The sequence below is a fragment of the Winslowiella sp. 2C04 genome (genome assembly GCF_050037805.1).
In the GTDB taxonomy this organism is placed as follows: Bacteria; Pseudomonadota; Gammaproteobacteria; order Enterobacterales; family Enterobacteriaceae; genus Erwinia; species Erwinia toletana_A.
Genome location: NZ_CP188300.1, coordinates 2,708,216 through 2,726,037, shown reverse-complemented (window position 1 = coordinate 2,726,037; position 17,822 = coordinate 2,708,216). Strand labels below are relative to the sequence as shown.

At 54.1% G+C, this 17,822-nt stretch carries 15 protein-coding genes; 10 read left to right on the top strand and 5 right to left on the bottom strand.

From position 1 onward, the window contains the following. Positions 1–54 precede the first annotated feature (54 nt). Positions 55–948, bottom strand: coding sequence for a DMT family transporter (locus tag ACP3TC_RS12155; protein ID WP_426816534.1), 894 nt, complete (start codon positions 946–948; stop codon positions 55–57). 209 nt (positions 949–1,157) lie between these two features. Between ACP3TC_RS12155 and ACP3TC_RS12150 the strand changes: the two genes are divergently transcribed. Next, positions 1,158–1,868: a glutamine amidotransferase gene (locus ACP3TC_RS12150; RefSeq protein WP_313857140.1), complete on the top strand. Its 711-nt coding sequence runs from the start codon at positions 1,158–1,160 to the stop codon at positions 1,866–1,868. A gap of 39 nt (positions 1,869–1,907) precedes the next feature. Here ACP3TC_RS12150 and ACP3TC_RS12145 read toward each other — a convergent pair whose 3' ends face one another. Both ACP3TC_RS12145 and ACP3TC_RS12140 read right to left on the bottom strand, forming a co-directional pair. Beyond that, on the bottom strand, positions 1,908–3,005 hold the full coding sequence (locus tag ACP3TC_RS12145; RefSeq protein ID WP_313857141.1) for a tartrate dehydrogenase: 1,098 nt from the start codon (positions 3,003–3,005) through the stop codon (positions 1,908–1,910). Positions 3,006–3,021: 16 nt separating this feature from the next. Next, positions 3,022–4,344: an MFS transporter gene (locus tag ACP3TC_RS12140; protein WP_313857142.1), complete on the bottom strand. Its 1,323-nt coding sequence runs from the start codon at positions 4,342–4,344 to the stop codon at positions 3,022–3,024. 131 nt (positions 4,345–4,475) lie between these two features. Here ACP3TC_RS12140 and ACP3TC_RS12135 point away from each other — a divergent pair, with 131 nt between their 5' ends. The 3 genes from ACP3TC_RS12135 to ACP3TC_RS12125 all read left to right on the top strand — a co-directional run bounded on the left by ACP3TC_RS12135 (position 4,476) and on the right by ACP3TC_RS12125 (position 8,298). Continuing rightward, positions 4,476–5,381, top strand: coding sequence for a LysR family transcriptional regulator (locus ACP3TC_RS12135; protein ID WP_426816533.1), 906 nt, complete (start codon positions 4,476–4,478; stop codon positions 5,379–5,381). A 132-nt stretch (positions 5,382–5,513) separates the two neighbouring features. Further along, a complete protein-coding gene (gene exaC, locus ACP3TC_RS12130; protein WP_313857144.1) occupies positions 5,514–7,034 on the top strand; it encodes an acetaldehyde dehydrogenase ExaC in 1,521 nt (506 codons plus the stop codon). Positions 7,035–7,218: 184 nt separating this feature from the next. Then, a complete protein-coding gene (locus tag ACP3TC_RS12125) occupies positions 7,219–8,298 on the top strand; it encodes an RHS repeat-associated core domain-containing protein (RefSeq protein ID WP_313857145.1) in 1,080 nt (359 codons plus the stop codon). Here ACP3TC_RS12125 and ACP3TC_RS12120 read toward each other — a convergent pair. Continuing rightward, positions 8,291–9,313 (bottom strand): LacI family DNA-binding transcriptional regulator, encoded by a 1,023-nt coding sequence (locus ACP3TC_RS12120; RefSeq protein ID WP_426816532.1) that lies wholly within the window; start codon positions 9,311–9,313, stop codon positions 8,291–8,293. The two genes, ACP3TC_RS12125 and ACP3TC_RS12120, sit on opposite strands and share 8 nt — an antisense overlap. 349 nt (positions 9,314–9,662) lie before the next feature. On the opposite strand from ACP3TC_RS12120, the gene ascF reads away from it, so the two are divergent. Both ascF and ACP3TC_RS12110 read left to right on the top strand, forming a co-directional pair. After that, entirely contained in the window at positions 9,663–11,123 is a 1,461-nt protein-coding gene (gene ascF, locus ACP3TC_RS12115) for a PTS cellobiose/arbutin/salicin transporter subunit IIBC (RefSeq protein WP_313857147.1), read from the top strand. A 15-nt stretch (positions 11,124–11,138) separates the two neighbouring features. Beyond that, the gene (locus ACP3TC_RS12110; protein ID WP_426816531.1) at positions 11,139–12,569 is read left to right on the top strand and encodes a 6-phospho-beta-glucosidase; all 1,431 of its coding nucleotides are present in this window, start codon (positions 11,139–11,141) and stop codon (positions 12,567–12,569) included. A 57-nt stretch (positions 12,570–12,626) separates the two neighbouring features. Here ACP3TC_RS12110 and ACP3TC_RS12105 read toward each other — a convergent pair whose 3' ends face one another. After that, positions 12,627–13,397 (bottom strand): DeoR/GlpR family DNA-binding transcription regulator, encoded by a 771-nt coding sequence (locus tag ACP3TC_RS12105; RefSeq protein WP_426816530.1) that lies wholly within the window; start codon positions 13,395–13,397, stop codon positions 12,627–12,629. A 96-nt stretch (positions 13,398–13,493) separates the two neighbouring features. Between ACP3TC_RS12105 and hisN the strand changes: the two genes are divergently transcribed. From hisN to lldD, 4 genes are all read left to right on the top strand, one after another. Further along, positions 13,494–14,288: a histidinol-phosphatase gene (gene hisN / locus ACP3TC_RS12100; RefSeq protein ID WP_313857151.1), complete on the top strand. Its 795-nt coding sequence runs from the start codon at positions 13,494–13,496 to the stop codon at positions 14,286–14,288. 33 nt (positions 14,289–14,321) lie between these two features. After that, positions 14,322–15,488 carry an MFS transporter gene (locus tag ACP3TC_RS12095; RefSeq protein WP_313857153.1) on the top strand — a complete coding sequence of 389 codons (1,167 nt, stop codon included), beginning with the start codon at positions 14,322–14,324 and terminating at the stop codon, positions 15,486–15,488. A 208-nt stretch (positions 15,489–15,696) separates the two neighbouring features. Continuing rightward, entirely contained in the window at positions 15,697–16,494 is a 798-nt protein-coding gene (lldR, locus tag ACP3TC_RS12090) for a transcriptional regulator LldR (protein ID WP_426816529.1), read from the top strand. Beyond that, on the top strand, positions 16,491–17,633 hold the full coding sequence (gene lldD / locus ACP3TC_RS12085) for an FMN-dependent L-lactate dehydrogenase LldD (RefSeq protein ID WP_313857155.1): 1,143 nt from the start codon (positions 16,491–16,493) through the stop codon (positions 17,631–17,633). Before lldR ends, lldD begins: the two co-directional genes overlap by 4 nt. Positions 17,634–17,822 lie beyond the last annotated feature (189 nt).

The following is a 17,822-nucleotide window of genomic DNA, read 5'->3' as shown; positions in this document are numbered from 1 at the left end:
TTTCAGCGGCGGCATTTTCGTCATCGTTTGATGACTCTGCCGCCAGCTGGCTTATTACGGTTTACGCCGTCTGGAAAGCCGTGGAAAGCGCGCATGCATCCGTAAACTTCGCAGATTGATCACAGAAATCGCCGTGCCGGCAATCACCAGCAGCGCCCCGATCGCTTTAAACGTATTCATGCTGTCGCCCAGCACCACTATTCCCATCGTCACCGCCAGCACCGGCGTCAGCAGTGAGTAGGGCATAATCAGATTGACGTTATATCGCTTCAGCAACGCATACCACAACGAATAGGCGATAATTGACGAGCCAATCGCGCTGTACATAATGCCGAACCAGCCGCGCCAGGAAGAGTGTGAAAGCGCGCTGAACTGATCGGCTTCCAGCAGATACGAAGCCAGCCCGACAATCGGGATAGCCAGAAACGAGATCCAGCCGGTCATGGTCAGCGGTTTGATTGGCGGTGACTTTTTGACGATCAAATTACTGATCGCCCAACCTGCCGCGCTGCTCAGTAACAGGCACAGCACCCACCCACTGGGAATAGTTGGGCTGCCGGTCAGTACCACCACACCACTCAGTGAAATCGCAATCCCCAGTACCTGAATCAGCGTCAGTTTCTCTTTAAGAATCAACATTGCCAGCAGCATGGCAAACGGGGTGCCCAGCTGAACCACAATCGCTCCGGTTCCGGCGTCGGTATAATTGATGCCGACAAACAGCAGCGAAAAATGAAGGAAACCAAAGGTGAATGCCAGCGGCAGCAGGTAACGAAGCTGTTCACGGGTGACGCGGGTAAAAGGGATCAGCACTATCGCGACCACCACAAAGCGCATGCAGGTCATAAACAGCGGCGGCAGGTCAAGCAGACCCCATTTTATCGCCACGTTATTAAACGCCCAGAGAGAAACCACCAGTAAAACCAAAAAAAAATGACGCAGTGCCACGACGCATTCCTTAATGTTGCGTTGTTAACTCACCGATTTATCATGACACGAATGTTCCTTGCCGGGGGTAAGTTATTTTATGTTAACTGACTTAGGTAATCTGAAAAAGTGATGAGACGCGGCGACGGGGAAGTGTCAGACTGAGCACCGGTTACCTGATACATTCAGGCAGTAATGGCATCTTCTGTTGACAAGGAGTCTGATTCGGCATGTCACCTCTATACACCGCACCGTTGGCAATTATCCAACTTGAAGTTCCGCCTGCTGAAGTCAGTTCGCGGGTTGGCGATCAGATTGACTGGTTTGTTCAGGCATTACAGTTACAGGGCGCTGAGTATCAGGTGTTTCGCCCGCATCTTGGTGAACAACTTCCCGATTACGCGACGGTTTCGGGTGCCATCCTCAGTGGTTCCTGGGCGATGGTGACCGATCACGCCGAGTGGAGTGAGCGCACCGCCGCATGGGTGCGGGGTGCAGTTGATCATCAACTGCCGTTACTCGGCGTCTGTTATGGGCATCAGCTGATTGCTTACGCGCTGGGCGGCACGGTAGCGGATAATCCGCACGGCTGGGAACGCGGCCTGCACCGGTTGGATAACCTGGCTGCGGGTGATGCGCTGCTTTCTGCGCTACCTGCACAGTTTGATGCGTGGCTGTCGCATCGCCAGTCGGTACTGAAAGCGCCGCCGGGGGCTAAGGTGCTGGCCCGTTCGGCGATGGATGAATGTCAGATCATTCGTTACTCACCGTCAGCACTGTCGGTACAGTTCCATCCCGAGTTTACGCAGCAGATTATGAGCGCCTGCCTGCCAGAAAATATCACTGCAGAGGCGGGAACGTTGCAGGGCACCGACTGGGCGCGTTCGCTGCTCGAAGCATTTTATCGCGGCACGCAGCTGCCTCAGGCGGTGGTCAGTTAATCATTAACCGAGCACGCCCGCGGCGTGCTCGTTGTTTCGTCAGGCAATCGTTTCACCTTCCGGCACGGCCACCTTTTGCAGAATGGTCAGCGCGACGGCATTCGTCACCTGCTGAGTGGTGGCGGTGCCGCCGACATCCGGCGTTTTTATTCCGGCCTGGCATACCGTCTCGATCGCTTGCATCACCGCCTGCGCCGCCTGCGTTTCGCCAAGATGCTCCAGCATTTGTGCGGCGGTCCAGAAGCTGGCTATCGGGTTAGCAATGCCTTTACCGGTGATATCAAAAGCCGAGCCGTGAATCGGCTCAAACATTGAAGGAAAACGGCGTTCGGGATCGATGTTAGCGGTCGGTGCAACGCCAAGGCTGCCGGCCAGTGCGCCTGCGAGGTCGGAAAGAATATCGGCATGCAGGTTGGTCGCGACAATGGTGTCCAGCGATTGCGGATGCAGAGTCATACGCACCGTCATCGCGTCGACCAACATTTTGTCCCAGCTGACGTCGGGAAACTCCTGCGCCACTTCGGCGGCAATCTCATCCCACATCACCATACCGTGGCGCTGAGCATTGGATTTTGTCACTACCGTCAGCTGTTTACGCGGTCGTGATTGCGCAAGGCTAAACGCGTAGCGCATGATCCGCGTGACGCCGGTACGGGTAAAAATCGCCACCTCGGTGCCGACCTCTTCCGGTAAACCACGGTGGGCACGACCGCCATGGCCGGAATATTCCCCTTCAGAGTTTTCACGCACAATCACCCAATCCAGCATGCCCGGCTGACAATGACGCAGCGGTGAGGAGATGCCCGGCAATACTCGCGTCGGGCGAACGTTGGCATATTGATCAAAACCCTGGCAAATCGGCAGACGTAAGCCCCAAAGAGTAATGTGGTCCGGCACATCCGGCGCGCCGACGGCACCAAAATAGATGGCATCAAAATTTTTCAGCGTCGCCAGTCCATCTTCCGGCATCATCACACCGTGTTGTTTGTAGTAATCTGAACCCCAGTCAAATGAGGTGATGTTAAAGCGCAGGTCGGTAAAGCGCTGCTCGAGGCTGCGCAGAACCTGAATACCCGCATTGATCACTTCGGGGCCGATGCCATCGGCAGGAATAGCGGCAATTGAGTAGTTACGCATAGTGAAATCCTTATAATTAATGATGCAGGGTCTGAGTGGCAGCGGTATTGCTGTTACCACTGGATTGCGGTTTGCGCTGCGACCAGGAGAGCCACAGCACCAGTAACGCCGACAGCACCAGCAGTGCGGCGACAAAATAGAGTCCGTTGGCATAGCTGCCGGTTTGTTGCTTGATTACGCCAATAATCGTCGGGCCAAAAAAGCCGCCAAGATTGCCGATGGAGTTGATGGTGGCGATACCGGCGGCGGCGGCTGAACCGGATAGGAACAGCGTTGGCATGCTCCACAGCGGTGGTTTTGATGAACTGATGCCGATATTGACCAGAATCAGCGCCAGCATTACCGCCACTATTGTGGTGGCAATTCCCGCCAGTACCAGCCCCAGCGCCGCCAGCAGACAGGCCGCGATCACGTGCCAGGTTCGTTCATTGCGGCGGTCGGAGTGGCGCGCCCACCAAATCATGGCACCCACTGCCAGTACCGCCGGAATGGCATTGATAAAGCCGACTTCCAGTGACGACATACCAAAGCTCTTGATAATTTGGGGTGACCAGATGCCCAGCGTATAAAGACCGGCCGACGTGCCAAAGTAGACCAGCGACAGCGCCAATACGCGTCGATCCGCCAGCCCTCGCCACAGGCTTTGATGCTGCTGCTGAGGACGACGCGCCTGTTCTGCCGCCATAGTGGTGACCAGCCATTCGCGCTCTTCATCGGTCAGCCATTTGGCTTTTTCAGGACGATCGGTGAGGTAAAACAGCACCACCACGCCAAGGATCAGCGCCGGCACCGCTTCCAGTACAAACATCCACTGCCAGCCACTGAAACCGAACAGCCCGTGCATTTCGAGCAATGCACCTGATATTGGTGAGCCTAATGCGGTGGAAAGCGGGGCGGCAGCCATAAACATGGCGGTTACCTGCGCACGGCGCTGGGCGGGAAACCAGTAGCTGAGATAGAGAATGATGCCGGGAAAGAAACCGGCTTCCGCCACCCCAAGCAGAAAGCGCAGGGTGTAAAAGCTGGTGGTGCCCTGCACAAACGCCATTGCACCTGATACCAGCCCCCAGGTGATCATCACCCTGGCTATCCAGATACGTGCGCCGACTTTATGCAGGATTAAATTGGAGGGCACTTCAAATAAAAAATAACCGATAAAAAAGATACCGGCACCGAAACCAAATACCGTGGGTGAAAAACCAAGTTCCTGATTCATCGTCAGCGCAGCAAAACCAATATTTACGCGGTCGAGGAAGGCAATGAAATAAAGAATCATGATAAAGGGCACAATGCGCAGGGTAATTTTGCGCAATACCCGATTTTCGAGTTTGCAGGTCATGATGAGGTTTTCCTCTTTTATTTTATGTAGGGTAGTGACAGGCATTACCGAACTGAGTATGAAGAAAATCTCCCGGCGATCATTAGCCGTGGTTTATACAAAAAATTGATATAATCCTTAAGGAAGCTGGCATGGACCTCCATCAACTTCGCTGTTTTATCGCGGTGGCAGAAGAGCTGCATTTCGGACATGCAGCGCACCGACTTGAAATGCTGCCATCGGCGCTGGGGCGCTATATACGCCTGCTGGAGGAGGATCTGGGAACCCGGCTGTTTATTCGTTCGACACGTAACGTGGCGCTGACGCCAACCGGCCTGTTACTGTTTGATGACGCCAGACTGTTAATCGCACAGGCGGATGCGTTGGCCAGCCGCTATCGCCAGATGGGCCGACAACAGGCAACCACGTTAAAGATTGGCGCCATCGACAGCGCCGCTGCCGGTTTAATTCCGCAACTGTTACAGGCGTTTCGCAAACGCTATCCCGATGTGGAAGTACAGATATTTGAAGACAAAACCCTGCGCTTAATACCCCGGCTTAAATCAGGACGGCTGGATCTGGTCTTTATTCGACCGCCGGAGAAAAAAGAGCGCGATATCGAAATGCGTTTCTTATTTAACGAAGCCATTGTGGTCGCAGTGCCGCAGAGTCATCCGCTGGCAAAACGTGACTGTTTACAGATTTCTGATTTACAGGATCAGCCCTTAATCGTCCCGGAACGTAAATCGCGGCCGCACAGCCACGACCTGTCGATCAATCTGTTTGCCGAGGCCGGTTTAAGCGCCAGAATTGCCCAGCTTGCTGATGAAAAACAGACCATTATCAATCTGGTGGCGGCAGAGCTGGGGATTGTCATTGTACCGCAGTGGACTTCACGTATGCCGGCGCGCAATGTCAGCTATATTCCGCTAACCGGCAACGGAGCCGGAGCGATTAATGGCCTGCCGCTCTCCGTTGCCTGGATGCGCGACGCGCGCGATCCGCTACGCGAGAAAATGCTGGAGGTCCTGATGGCGCAGCTACCGTTATCAGCCTGATGCTGAAGATATTTCCGGCCACTTCACAATTTCACCGCATACCATCTGACATCCTGGCGTTCTTCTGCCAATGTTAATTTTGGGTTATCTGATTGTTAATTATGCGCCAGTGAAATGGACAGGAGAAACACCATGCGTTACGCATATCCAGGATACAAAGGTTCGCTGATCACTCTGCAACAACGTTATGGAAACTTTATTAATGGCGAATTTGTTGCCCCCGTACAGGGTGAATACTTTTCCAATACCTCGCCAGTTAATGGCTCGGTGATTGGCGAATTTCCGCGATCCGGGCAGCAGGATGTCGATAATGCCGTCGCCGCCGCTCATGCAGCGGCAGATGCCTGGGGTAAAACGTCGGTACAGGTACGTTCGCTGACGCTACTGAAAATCGCCGACCGGCTGGAACAAAATCTGGAAAGAATGGCGGTCAATGAAACCTGGGATAACGGCAAACCGGTGCGTGAAACGCTGGCGGCGGATTTACCGCTGGCGGTTGACCATTTCCGCTATTTTGCCGGTTGCCTACGGGCGCAAGAGGGCAGCGCCGCAGAGATAGATGAGTTTACTGCCGCCTATCACTTCCATGAACCGCTGGGCGTGGTGGCGCAAATAATTCCGTGGAATTTCCCGCTGCTGATGGCGGCGTGGAAGCTGGCACCGGCACTGGCGGCAGGTAACTGCGTGGTGCTGAAACCGGCAGAGCAGACGCCGCTCTCGATTACTCTGTTTGCGGAACTGGTCAACGATTTAGTGCCGCCGGGCGTGCTGAACGTGGTGCACGGCTTTGGTCGTGAAGCCGGTGAAGCGCTGGCATCGCATAAAGGTATCGCCAAAGTGGCGTTCACCGGTTCAACCGCCACCGGCGGGCATATTCTTGAGCTGGCGGCAAAAAATCTGATTCCTTCCACCGTCGAGCTGGGCGGTAAATCACCGAATATCTTCTTCGAAGACATTATGCAGGCGGAGCCGTCATTTATTGAAAAAGCGGCTGAAGGCGTAGTGCTGGGTTTTCTTAATCAGGGCGAAGTCTGTACCTGTCCGTCGCGCGCGCTGGTGCAGGAGTCGATCTATCAGCCCTTTATTGACGCAGTACTGAAACGGATAAAAACCATTAAACGTGGCGATCCGATGGACAGCGAAACCATGGTCGGTGCGCAGGCATCGCAGCAGCAGTTCGATAAAATTCTCTCTTATCTGGATATTGCGCAGCAAGAGGGCGCGGAAGTGCTGGTCGGCGGCGGCATTGAGAAACTGGAAGGCGACTTAGCTGGCGGTTACTACATTCAGCCGACGCTGCTGAAAGGAAATAACAGTATGCGGGTGTTTCAGGAAGAGATTTTCGGGCCGGTGGTCGGTATTACTACCTTCAAGGATGAAGCTGAGGCGATTGCCATTGCTAACGATTCGATTTACGGTCTTGGTGCCGGGGTCTGGACCCGCGATATTAACCGCGCTTACCGCGTAGGCAGGGCGATTAAAGCCGGACGCGTCTGGACCAACTGTTATCATCTCTATCCGGCGCATGCCGCATTTGGTGGATACAAAAAATCTGGCATCGGCCGTGAAACCCACAAAATGATGCTTGATCATTATCAGCAGACTAAAAACCTGCTGATAAGCTACAGCATAGAGCCGCTGGGCTTTTTCTGAATCGATTAAACCAGCATTAAAGGCGTTGGTGACGCCTTTAATGCTGTCCTTGCCAAATTTCCGGCGCTATTCTGGAAACGTGATCCGCAGTCAAGAATGATAACTGTGGTATTTGTTTAATTGCCCGATGCCTTGCGCCACGCTACTTGTTGCTTATCGACATAATCCAGGAGTCGGAGGCGAAATGAGTATCGTGCTTTCAAGCTTTAACGGCGAGCGCCGTGATCCCGTCAGCCATTGCTTACATCCCGGTAATGGATTGCGGGCTTATAATCCGGCACTAATGCGGTTTAGTTGCCCGGATAGCTGGAGCCCTTTTGATGCGGGGGGAATGAATCCCTCGGCATGGTGCGACGGTGACCCGATCAACCGTAGCGATCCTTCAGGCCATTTCAGCTGGCAGGCGGCTGCCGGGATAGGGCTTGGCATACTTGGTATTGTCAGTTCACTGTTTACTGCGGGAGCATCACTGGCGGCAGCGGCCAGCCTTAGCGCGGCGCTGGCGGCAAGTTCGGAGCTGTCGCTGTTGACCGGTAGTTCGACGCTACTGGCGGATATTAGCGCTGTTGCCAGTTCAGTTACCGTCGATAACCATCCGGGAATCTCAGCCATCCTCGGATGGCTGTCTTTTGCCAGTGGAATATTATCTGTTGCCGGTGGTGTGATGCGGGGGGGATATCGCCTGCTGACGCCATCTCAGGATGGAAAGTTAGCTGGTAATTCTTTTACCCTGGGGAACCGTTCCGGCAGTCAGCTTAATCCAAATTTTGTTATCGCGACGATGTCGCCTGAACGAATTGAGATTGAGGACAGATCTTTTCTCAGGTATGTCAGTCGGGAAGGTAATAATAAAGCGATTTTTGTTTCACACAGCCGCTTTTTGCCCGCCAGATATCTTAATGGGTCCGCAAGGGTGACGCTGCCTGAGGGGATGTCGGTGAGCTATTACGTCAGGCGGGGAGAGACGCTCAGCGCATGGAATATGTTGCGAATTTATCAGCATCTGCAAGAGAGTACTGGCGCTGAGATTCCTCTGTTCTCACAAACTTATCGCGGCATCGCGCAGATTGAAAATCTCAATCTGATGCCAATTAGCGAAGATGCGGTGTCGTTAGCAATGATGCACTCACCTCCTGATTATTCTTACGATGTTATCGTGCCTGTTCGACGGGCAGAAACCCGGCATCTGATCGCTCTTGCCCAACGCTACCATTATCACGACCTGCAAATATTAGGCTGTCGCGGCAGACGATTTTTCACTTAGCGGGATTAAAAGGGCCGTCGCAGACCGAGTCTCTGATCAGCAGTTCAGATAAAAACAGATTGTCGCGGGATAACCAGCCGCCATCCAGCATGGCAATCAACTGGTTTATCACTTCGTTGATCATCTCGCTGATCGGATCTTTGACGCTGGAGAGCGAAGGCGTCAGGAATGGCGCAGTGGGAATGTTGTCAAAACCCATTACTGAAACATCATCCGGGACGCGAATGCCGGCTGCGGTAAAGGTTTTCATCGCGCCTATCGCCATATCATCATTACTGGCGATCAGCGCGCTAAAGCTGATGTCGCGTTCAAGCAATGATTCGGCGGCCGCTGCGCCGCTGGACGGACTCCATTTTCCTGACACAATGCGTGGTTCGCTAATCGCCAGCCCGCAGTCAAGCAGCGCTTGCTTGTAGCCTGACAGACGTTCAGTGGCGGTGGGTGAGTCGAGCGAGCCGGTTATAAAGGCGATATGCTGGTGGCCACGCGCGATCAGATGGCGCGTGGCCTGATAGCTGGAACCTTTATGATCGCAGCAAATACAATGGCTTTGATGCTTCCTCAGTTTACGATTCACCACCATAATCGGTTGCTTTGTCTGATCGATTATCACGTCCAGCGCATCGACGGATAAAAATCGCGGATAGATAATGATGGCATCACAGCGCAAATCCAGCAGAAACTGAATCGCCTGCTGCTCCTCTTCGGCACTGTGTTTCCCGTCGACCAGAATCAACTGGCGGCCATTCGCTTCCAGTTTCCTTGCGGCTTGTGAAAGTAACTCATTGAAGTAACTGCCGTTATACAGTGTGTTGGTCACCACCAGACCAATACACTGTGAGGTATTGCTGGCCAGGTTACGCGCCAGCAAATTAGGCCGGTATCCCGTCTCTTCAATCGCTCTGAACACCTGCTCTTTGGTGGCTTCACTGACATAGCCCTTGCCGGATAGCACACGTGAGACCGTGGCTTTCGAGACGCCGGCTTTTTTTGCCACTTGCTGCATGGTCGACATGGCTGGTTCCGCAATCCTTGAAATTATTGCCATTCTACACATTTCGTCACGGCTAAATAACTGTTCTGATATTGATCTTGCAGTGCGGACAGCGGTTTATAGCGCTTCACCGCCCATGACGTCGGCTTTTAAGCTTACTGGCGACACTCATTGCTGCAATTCTCACTCAATATCGATCGCTATCACAAAACGAAAATTAACCTATAAAGCCTCTTGAACTGGTCGGCATTGTTGAACATTCTCGTGTGGAACCGGTTACCTATTTTCCCTCTGTCATGCGGTAACGCGGTTTTATTTTATAACCATATGAATTTAATAATAATTGTGCGTTACAAGAGAGTGGTTACTCATGTCAAAGAATTTTGAAGCAGTTTCACGATCGATTGTTGAAGCCATCGGTGGCACCGGGAATATTGAAGCCGTCACACACTGTATGACGCGTTTACGTTTTGTGCTGCACGATGCCAGCATGGTCGACGGCGCCCGCCTGAAGGCGATTTCAGGTGTGATGGGCGTGGTGCAGAATGAAAACCAGTGCCAGGTGATTGTGGGTAATAACGTTTCACAGGCGTATGCCGAAGTGCTGAAACTGCTGCCGTCTGGCACAACCACCGAACGCGTCGCCGCGCCGGTAAAACAGAAAATGACCCTGAAACGCATTGGCGCAGGAATTCTCGATGCGCTGATTGGTACCATGTCACCGCTGATCCCGGCGATTATTGGCGGTTCAATGGTGAAGCTGCTGGCGATGATCCTCGAAATGAGCGGGCTGCTGGAGAAAGGCTCCTCGACGTTGATTATTCTGAATGTGATTGGCGACGGCGCATTCTTCTTCCTGCCGATAATGGTGGCAGCCTCAGCGGCAGTAAAATTCAAAACCAATATGTCACTGGCGATTGCCATCGCCGGGGTGCTGGTTCACCCGAACTTTATCGACCTGATGGCGAAGGCCGCACAGGGCCAGCAGGTGGAGTTTATGGGATTCCCGATAACCGCGGTGAAATACACCTATACCGTCATCCCGGCGCTGTGCATGACCTGGCTGCTCTCTTATATTGAGCGCTGGGTCGATCGCATCACGCCAGCAGTCACCAAAAATTTCCTGAAACCGATGCTGATCGTGCTGATTGCGGCACCGATCGCCATTATGCTGATCGGCCCGCTGGGTATCTGGATCGGCAGCGGTATCTCTGCGCTGGTGTACACCATTCACAGCTATCTCGGCTGGCTATCGGTGGCGATTATGGGCGCTATCTGGCCGTTACTGGTGATGACCGGAATGCATCGCGTATTTACTCCAACCATTATTCAGACCATTGCCGAAACCGGTAAAGAGGGCATGGTGATGCCTTCAGAAATTGGCGCTAACCTGTCGCTGGGAGGTTCTTCGCTGGCGGTAGCCTGGCGGACTAAAAACCCGGAACTGCGCCAGACGGCGCTGGCTGCGGCGGCTTCGGCGATTGTAGCCGGTATTTCTGAACCCGCACTGTACGGCGTGGCGGTACGGCTGAAACGCCCGCTGATAGCCTGCCTGATCAGCGGTTTTGTCTGCGGCGGCATCGCCGGTATTGCCGGGCTGGCCAGCCACTCGATGGCCTCTCCGGGGCTGTTTACCAGCGTGCAGTTCTTCGATCCGACCAACCCGATGAGTATTGTCTGGGTCTTTGGCGTGATGATTCTGGCGGTGGTGCTGTCGTTTGTCATCACCTTGCTGCTGGGATTCGAGGATATTCCGGTGGAAAACAGCGAGCAGCCAGGCGCTGATGCAATCCCTTTTGACGCGCCGCAGCGTGCAATAAAAGTTAACTGAGATAAGAGGACGCGAATGTCAGCATCAACATTTCCCGACGATTTTTTATGGGGCGGCGCGATTGCCGCAAACCAGGCGGAAGGTGCCTGGCTCGAGGGGGGCAAAGGTGTCACCACGGTGGATATGATCCCTCATGGGAAACACCGGCTGGCGGTGAAAATCGGTCAGGAAAAGCGTTTTGCCGTGCGTGACGAGGAGTTCTATCCAAGCCATCAGGCCATCGACTTTTATCATCGATACCAGGACGATATCGCCCTGATGGCAGAAATGGGCTTTACCGTATTCCGTACCTCAATAGCCTGGAGCCGTATTTATCCCAATGGCGATGAACTGACGCCAAACGCCGAGGGCATTGCCTTTTATCGTCAGCTGTTCAGTGAGTGTAAGAAGTACAATATCGAGCCGCTGGTCACGCTGTGTCACTTTGATGTGCCGATGCACCTGGTCCGGGAGTACGGTTCGTGGCGCAACCGTAAAATGGTGGAATTCTTTGCCCGCTACGCCCGTACCTGTTTTGAAGCGTTTGATGGCCTGGTGAAATACTGGCTGACTTTTAATGAAATTAATATCCTGCTGCATAGCCCGTTCTCCGGCGCCGGGCTGGTATTTGAGGAAGGCGAAAATCAGGATCAGGTAAAATATCAGGCGGCGCATCACGAGCTGGTCGCCAGCGCGCTGGCGACAAAAATTGCTCATGAGATCAATCCACAAAATCAGGTTGGCTGCATGCTGGCGGGGGGCAATTTTTATCCGTGGTCGTGTAAACCGGAAGATGTCTGGGCGGCGCTGGAAAAGGATCGCGAGAACCTGTTTTTTATCGATGTGCAGGCACGCGGCAGCTATCCGTCTTATACCAAACGGCTGTTTCGCGAGAAGGGCGTGACTGTTGTCAGCGAGCCGGGCGACAGTGAAATACTGCGTCATACCGTCGATTTCGTCTCTTTCAGCTATTACGCTTCGCGCTGCGCATCAGCAGATATGAATGACGGTAACAGTAGCGCAGCAAATATCGTCAAGTCGCTGAAGAATCCTCATATTCAGGCCAGCGAGTGGGGATGGGGTATCGACCCTCTTGGGCTGCGAATTACCATGAATATGATGTACGACCGCTATCAGAAGCCGCTGTTTTTGGTTGAAAATGGTCTGGGTGCGAAGGATGAAATTAACGCGCAGGGAGACATCGACGATGACTACCGCATCAGCTATTTGCGTGAACATATCAAAGCGATGGCGCAGGCAATTGATGATGGCGTTCCGCTGATGGGTTATACCTCCTGGGGATGCATCGATCTGGTTTCGGCTTCAACCGGCGAAATGAGCAAGCGCTATGGCTTTATCTACGTCGATCGCGACGATCGCGGTCAGGGATCGTTGAACAGAACCCGCAAGAAGTCGTTTTACTGGTATAAGAAAGTGATCGCCAGCAACGGTGCGGATCTGGATTAATCTTTGCAGGCGACGGTTTGTCGACTGAGCGGCGTTTTCGCCACTCAGTCGGCAGATTTACACCCAATCGATGGCAATATTCTTCGCGCTAAACGCCATCAGCTTCTCTTCCGGCAGGTTTTTGTCCACCACCATCAATGAAATTTCTTCGCATAACGCTACTGAATAACGCGCAATGCCGGGGACTTTATCGCCAGTCAGGGCAACGATAATATCGTTGCTGCGTTCCACGACTGCCTTTTTAAATTCGGCATCTTCATAGTCAAATACTGTCAGTCCGGCTTCGGCATCCATCGCGCAGCCGCCGAGAAAAGCCTGATCGAACCAGATATGGCTTAACTGCTGTTGTGGCGTGACGCCCAGACTGCCGCCTGTCTGCTTCTGTAGCCGTCCTCCGAGCATAATTACCTCGTAATGCGGATGGTTCATCAGCTCTACAGCAATCAGCGGTGAATTGGTAACCACAGTCAGTTTCAGCTGCGGTGCCAGCGCTTTCGCCATCGCCAGGTTGGTAGAGCCGGCATCGATAAAAATGCATCCACCTTCTTTTACCCGCCGCGCGCAGCCTGCGGCAATGGCAATTTTTTCAGCGCTGGTATCCTGTGCGCGGTGGCTAAGGGGGCCCGACTCCGCCACGATGCTCACCGCGCCACCGTAGACCTTCTTGCAGATCCCTTCGCGTGCTAATTCTTGCAAATCTCTGCGGATAGTGTGCTCAGACACTTGTAGCTGTACCGCGAGGTCCGCGCAGACCACCCGACCTTCATCGTGCAGTTTCTGGCGAATCAGGGATTGCCGCTGCTGTGGGAAAGCTGCATAATCGAGCATTAAATTTCCTTTAATTGTACAAATCGAGCAAAACTGAGCATAAACTATTACCGCTAACGCCTTCAACTTTACCATGCCGATTAAGGGTACGACGATATGAGCCAACAGCTTCCTGATATCTCCTTTTTTCATCAACTGGCCAATGCCGCCAGTAAAGAAACCCTGTCGCGTTATCGCGCCGATGATCTCTCTGTCGAAAGCAAACCGAAAGCGGGATTCCGCTTTGATCCGGTAACGGCCGCCGATCGCGCAGCAGAAACTGTAATGCGGGCGCTAATCGGCCAGCATTTTCCCGAACATGCGATTATGGGTGAAGAGTTTGGCACCAGTGGCGGTGGCCCGTTAACCTGGGTGCTGGACCCGATTGATGGCACCCGACCTTATCTCTGCGGCTTGCCGGTTTGGGGCACGCTGATTGGGCTACTGGAGAATGAGCACGCGGTAATGGGAATGATGAGTCAGCCGTATACCGGCGAGCGGTTCTGGTCTGATGGAAAACAGTCGTGGGCCAGCAGTATTCACGGGCACCAGCTGTTGCAGACACGTAAAAACCTGTCGCTCGATCAGGCCATTCTGCATACCACCGCGCCGAAACCGGCCGGAATGCACGAGGAGATCCAGTTTGCGCAACTGGCGGAGCAGACGCTGATGACGCGTTACGGCGGCGAATGTTATGCGATGGCGATGCTGGCCGCCGGGCGCATTGATATCTGCGTGGAGTTTTCCCTCCAGCCGTATGACATTGTGGCGATGATCCCGCTGATTGAACAAGCCGGAGGCGTGGTGACGACGCTGGAGGGTCAGCGAGCCGAGAAGGGCGGGGCAGTGGTGGCCAGCGGCTGTCCTAAGCTGCATCAGCAAGTACTGGACCGACTCAACGGCCAATATTAACCGTTTAATCACGCTGCACGAGAACATAGCAAAATGCCAGATTACTCCAACTCTCTGCCACAGCAGAGTGCCGACTTTACGCCGGCAAAGCGTGAACAAGCGGCTACCCGCCTGATGTTTTTCATCGCCGGTTTCGCCACTGCCGCCTGGGCGGCGCTGGTGCCGTTTGCCAAACTCAATACCGGCGTAAACGACGGCACTCTCGGGCTGTTGCTGCTGTGCCTCGGCGGCGGCGCGCTGATCGCCATGCCCTTAACCGGAGCGCTGACCACGCGCTTTGGCTGCCGGGCGGTGCTGATTGTTTCGGTGCTAATCTTCAGTCTGATTATGCCGCTGCTGGCGGTGATTCCTGACAGCGGCTGGCTGGCACTGGCCTTGCTGGCTTTTGGTGTCGGCATTGGGATTACCGACTGCGCCATGAATGTGCAGGCGATAATCGTTGAAAAAGCGTCGCCAAAGCCGATTATGTCCGGATTCCACGGCTTTTACAGTGTGGGTGGTATCGCCGGTGCCGGGGCGATGAGCGGGATGATGCTGCTCGGCCTGTCGCCGCTGAGCGCTACCTTAATTATTGCGCTGCTGGTGTTGGTAATGCTGCTGATCAGTATCAGTGGTTTACTTAACTATGCCAACCCTGCCGAAGGGCCCGCTTTTGCCCTGCCGCGCGGCGCGGTATTGCTGTTGGGAGCCATCTGTTTTGCGGTGTTCCTTGCTGAAGGGGCAGTACTTGACTGGAGTGCCGTGTTCCTGACTGAATACCGCCAGCTGCCCGATTCGGCTGGCGGGCTGGGCTTTGCCTGTTTCGCCGCCACCATGACTTTGGGCCGCTTAACCGGCGACCGCATTGTGGCGCGCTTTGGCTCCTATCCAGTGGTGGTGGTCGGTGCAGTGGTGGCTGCGGGTGGCCTGGCCCTGACTATCTTTGTGCCACACTGGTTATTTTCCCTGGGCGGATACGCGCTGATCGGTATCGGTTGCGCCAATATTGTGCCGATAATGTTTTCAGCGATTGGCAGACAAACCAGTATGCCGCAGGTAGTGGCTGTGCCGGCAATTTCAACATTGGGTTACATGGGGGTGCTTGCCGGACCTGCCAGTATCGGCTTTGTTGCCCATTACAGCAGCCTGCCAGTGGCATTTATGCTGGTTGCTCTGTTACTGCTGGTGGTGGCGTTGGTGGCACGCCGCGTCAGAATGTAGCCTGCCTCACTGCCGCGCATTCTGCGGGGCAGTGACTCTTTTTGGTCCTACCAATTCCTGTTAAAAGTCGTTGTCGCTCACAGATAGACGAAAATGCTGGCTGCAGGGTTGCATGCCAATCACACCAGATTAACATTACTGTTTCATCACGCTTATTTGGTAGGACCAATATTGGTATTGGTCTGTTGCCAGTTGAACCGTCAGGAAAATGATGAGCAGTAAACACTCTCCTTCGCGTCCGGCAGACTCTCTGGTGGTCAGGCTGAAAGCATTGATCGATGAAAGAAAACTCCTCGCCGGAATGCGGCTGCCTGCCGAACGCCAGTTGGCGGCCGAACTGGGCGTATCACGCTCGTCACTGCGCGAAGCGATTCAGCAGCTAATCAGCGTTGGCATGCTGATCAGCCGACGCGGAGACGGTACCCGACTGCGTGAACCCATTGTGCCCTGGACCGATCTGAATATTGTTGAGCCGTTACGTCAGCTGATTGAAGACGATCCGGACTACCGCTACGACATCCTTGAAGCACGCCATGCGATTGAGGCGAGTACCGCGTGGTATGCCGCGCTCCGCGCCACCGAAGCCGATAAACAGCAGCTGAAATATGCCTTTGATGCCACGCTGAAACTTAAAGACAGTGATGATCCGGCACTGGCCGCGCAGGCGGATGTGCGCTTTCATCTGGCGATTGCGGTGGCTTCGCACAATCTTGTGCTGTTGCAGACCATGCGCGGTTTCTTTGAGCTGATGCAGTCGACAGTACTGCAAAGCCGCCAGCGGATGTATAGCCAGCCGCAGATTTTTTCCCAACTGACCGACCAGCATCAGGCGCTGTTGCAGGCGATCCTCGATGGCGATGCCGAAGCGGCACGCCAGGCGGCGATGAGCCATTTGGGCTTTGTCCACGACACGATGAAAACCTTACATGAAGACGAAGCGCGTCAGCAGCGATTGATGCGTTTGCCGGGTCACGCACTGAAACAACATAAGGAAGACGAAAAATGATCATTTCCGCTTCAACGGATTATCGGGCGGCAGCGCAGCGCAGGCTCCCGCCGTTTCTGTTTCACTATATTGATGGTGGGGCTTACGGTGAGCATACGTTGCGGCGTAATACTGCGGATTTAGCCGATATCGCCTTGCGCCAGCGCGTGCTGAAAAATATGTCGGCACTGAGCCTGGAAACCACGCTATTCGGTGAAAAACTGGCGATGCCGGTGGTGCTGGCACCGGTCGGCCTGACCGGTATGTACGCACGCCGTGGTGAAGTGCAGGCGGCGCGCGCTGCAGAGAAGAAAGGGATTCCGTTTACTCTCTCGACCGTCTCGGTTTGTCCGATTGAAGAAGTGGCACCGGCTATCGATCGCCCGATGTGGTTTCAGCTGTATGTGCTGAAAGACCGGGGTTTTATGCGCAACGCACTGGAGCGTGCGCAAGCCGCCGGCGTTAAAACGCTGGTGTTCACGGTTGATATGCCGGTGCCTGGTGCGCGTTACCGCGATGCTCACTCTGGCATGAGCGGGCCAAACGCGGCGGCGCGCCGCGTGCTGCAGGCGATGACGCACCCGCAATGGGCGTGGGATGTCGGCTTAAACGGTAAACCGCACGATCTCGGTAACGTTTCGGCCTACCGCGGCAAACCGACCACGCTGGAAGATTATATCGGCTGGCTGGGAGCCAACTTCGATCCGTCGATCTCATGGCAGGATCTGGAGTGGATTCGTGAGTTCTGGCAAGGGCCGATGATCATTAAAGGCATTCTGGATGCCGAAGATGCTAAAGATGCGGTGCGATTTGGTGCCGACGGCATTATCGTTTCTAACCACGGTGGTCGCCAGCTCGATGGCGTGCTTTCCAGTGCCCGTGCGCTGCCGGCGATTGCCGATGCGGTAAAAGGGGATATGACTATTCTTGCTGATTCCGGCATTCGTACCGGCCTCGACGTGGTGCGCATGATTGCACTGGGTGCTGACAGCGTGTTGTTGGGACGCGCATTCATCTATGCGCTGGCGGCGGCGGGCGAAGCGGGGGTAGTCAATCTGCTGGAACTGATTGAAAAAGAGATGCGCGTGGCGATGACGCTAACCGGTGCGAAATCGGTCGGCGAAATCAGCCGTGAATCGCTGGTCTCATTGCCAACCTGACGGCGCGTAGTCATCCATGTTATGGCGTGGATGACTAAATGATGAGCGCGGGTAACGAGGTATTGTAGAGGATAAGTTAAAGAAAGTTGTACATCCTGATTAAATAGATTGTTTATGTTATTCAACTGCTTAGTTAAAGTTGAACATAAAAAACAGCTCCGACCAGATAAATAAATGCGGATGAAGTTG

Coding starts and splice junctions, on each gene's coding strand:
- ACP3TC_RS12150 (WP_313857140.1), top strand. CDS start 1,158: ATGTCACCTCTATACACCGCACCGTTGGCAATTATCCAACTTGAAGTT.
- ACP3TC_RS12145 (WP_313857141.1), bottom strand. CDS start 3,005: ATGCGTAACTACTCAATTGCCGCTATTCCTGCCGATGGCATCGGCCCC.
- ACP3TC_RS12140 (WP_313857142.1), bottom strand. CDS start 4,344: ATGACCTGCAAACTCGAAAATCGGGTATTGCGCAAAATTACCCTGCGC.
- ACP3TC_RS12135 (WP_426816533.1), top strand. CDS start 4,476: ATGGACCTCCATCAACTTCGCTGTTTTATCGCGGTGGCAGAAGAGCTG.
- exaC (WP_313857144.1), top strand. CDS start 5,514: ATGCGTTACGCATATCCAGGATACAAAGGTTCGCTGATCACTCTGCAA.
- ACP3TC_RS12125 (WP_313857145.1), top strand. CDS start 7,219: ATGAGTATCGTGCTTTCAAGCTTTAACGGCGAGCGCCGTGATCCCGTC.
- ACP3TC_RS12120 (WP_426816532.1), bottom strand. CDS start 9,313: ATGTCGACCATGCAGCAAGTGGCAAAAAAAGCCGGCGTCTCGAAAGCC.
- ascF (WP_313857147.1), top strand. CDS start 9,663: ATGTCAAAGAATTTTGAAGCAGTTTCACGATCGATTGTTGAAGCCATC.
- ACP3TC_RS12110 (WP_426816531.1), top strand. CDS start 11,139: ATGTCAGCATCAACATTTCCCGACGATTTTTTATGGGGCGGCGCGATT.
- ACP3TC_RS12105 (WP_426816530.1), bottom strand. CDS start 13,397: ATGCTCGATTATGCAGCTTTCCCACAGCAGCGGCAATCCCTGATTCGC.
- hisN (WP_313857151.1), top strand. CDS start 13,494: ATGAGCCAACAGCTTCCTGATATCTCCTTTTTTCATCAACTGGCCAAT.
- ACP3TC_RS12095 (WP_313857153.1), top strand. CDS start 14,322: ATGCCAGATTACTCCAACTCTCTGCCACAGCAGAGTGCCGACTTTACG.
- lldR (WP_426816529.1), top strand. CDS start 15,697: ATGATGAGCAGTAAACACTCTCCTTCGCGTCCGGCAGACTCTCTGGTG.
- lldD (WP_313857155.1), top strand. CDS start 16,491: ATGATCATTTCCGCTTCAACGGATTATCGGGCGGCAGCGCAGCGCAGG.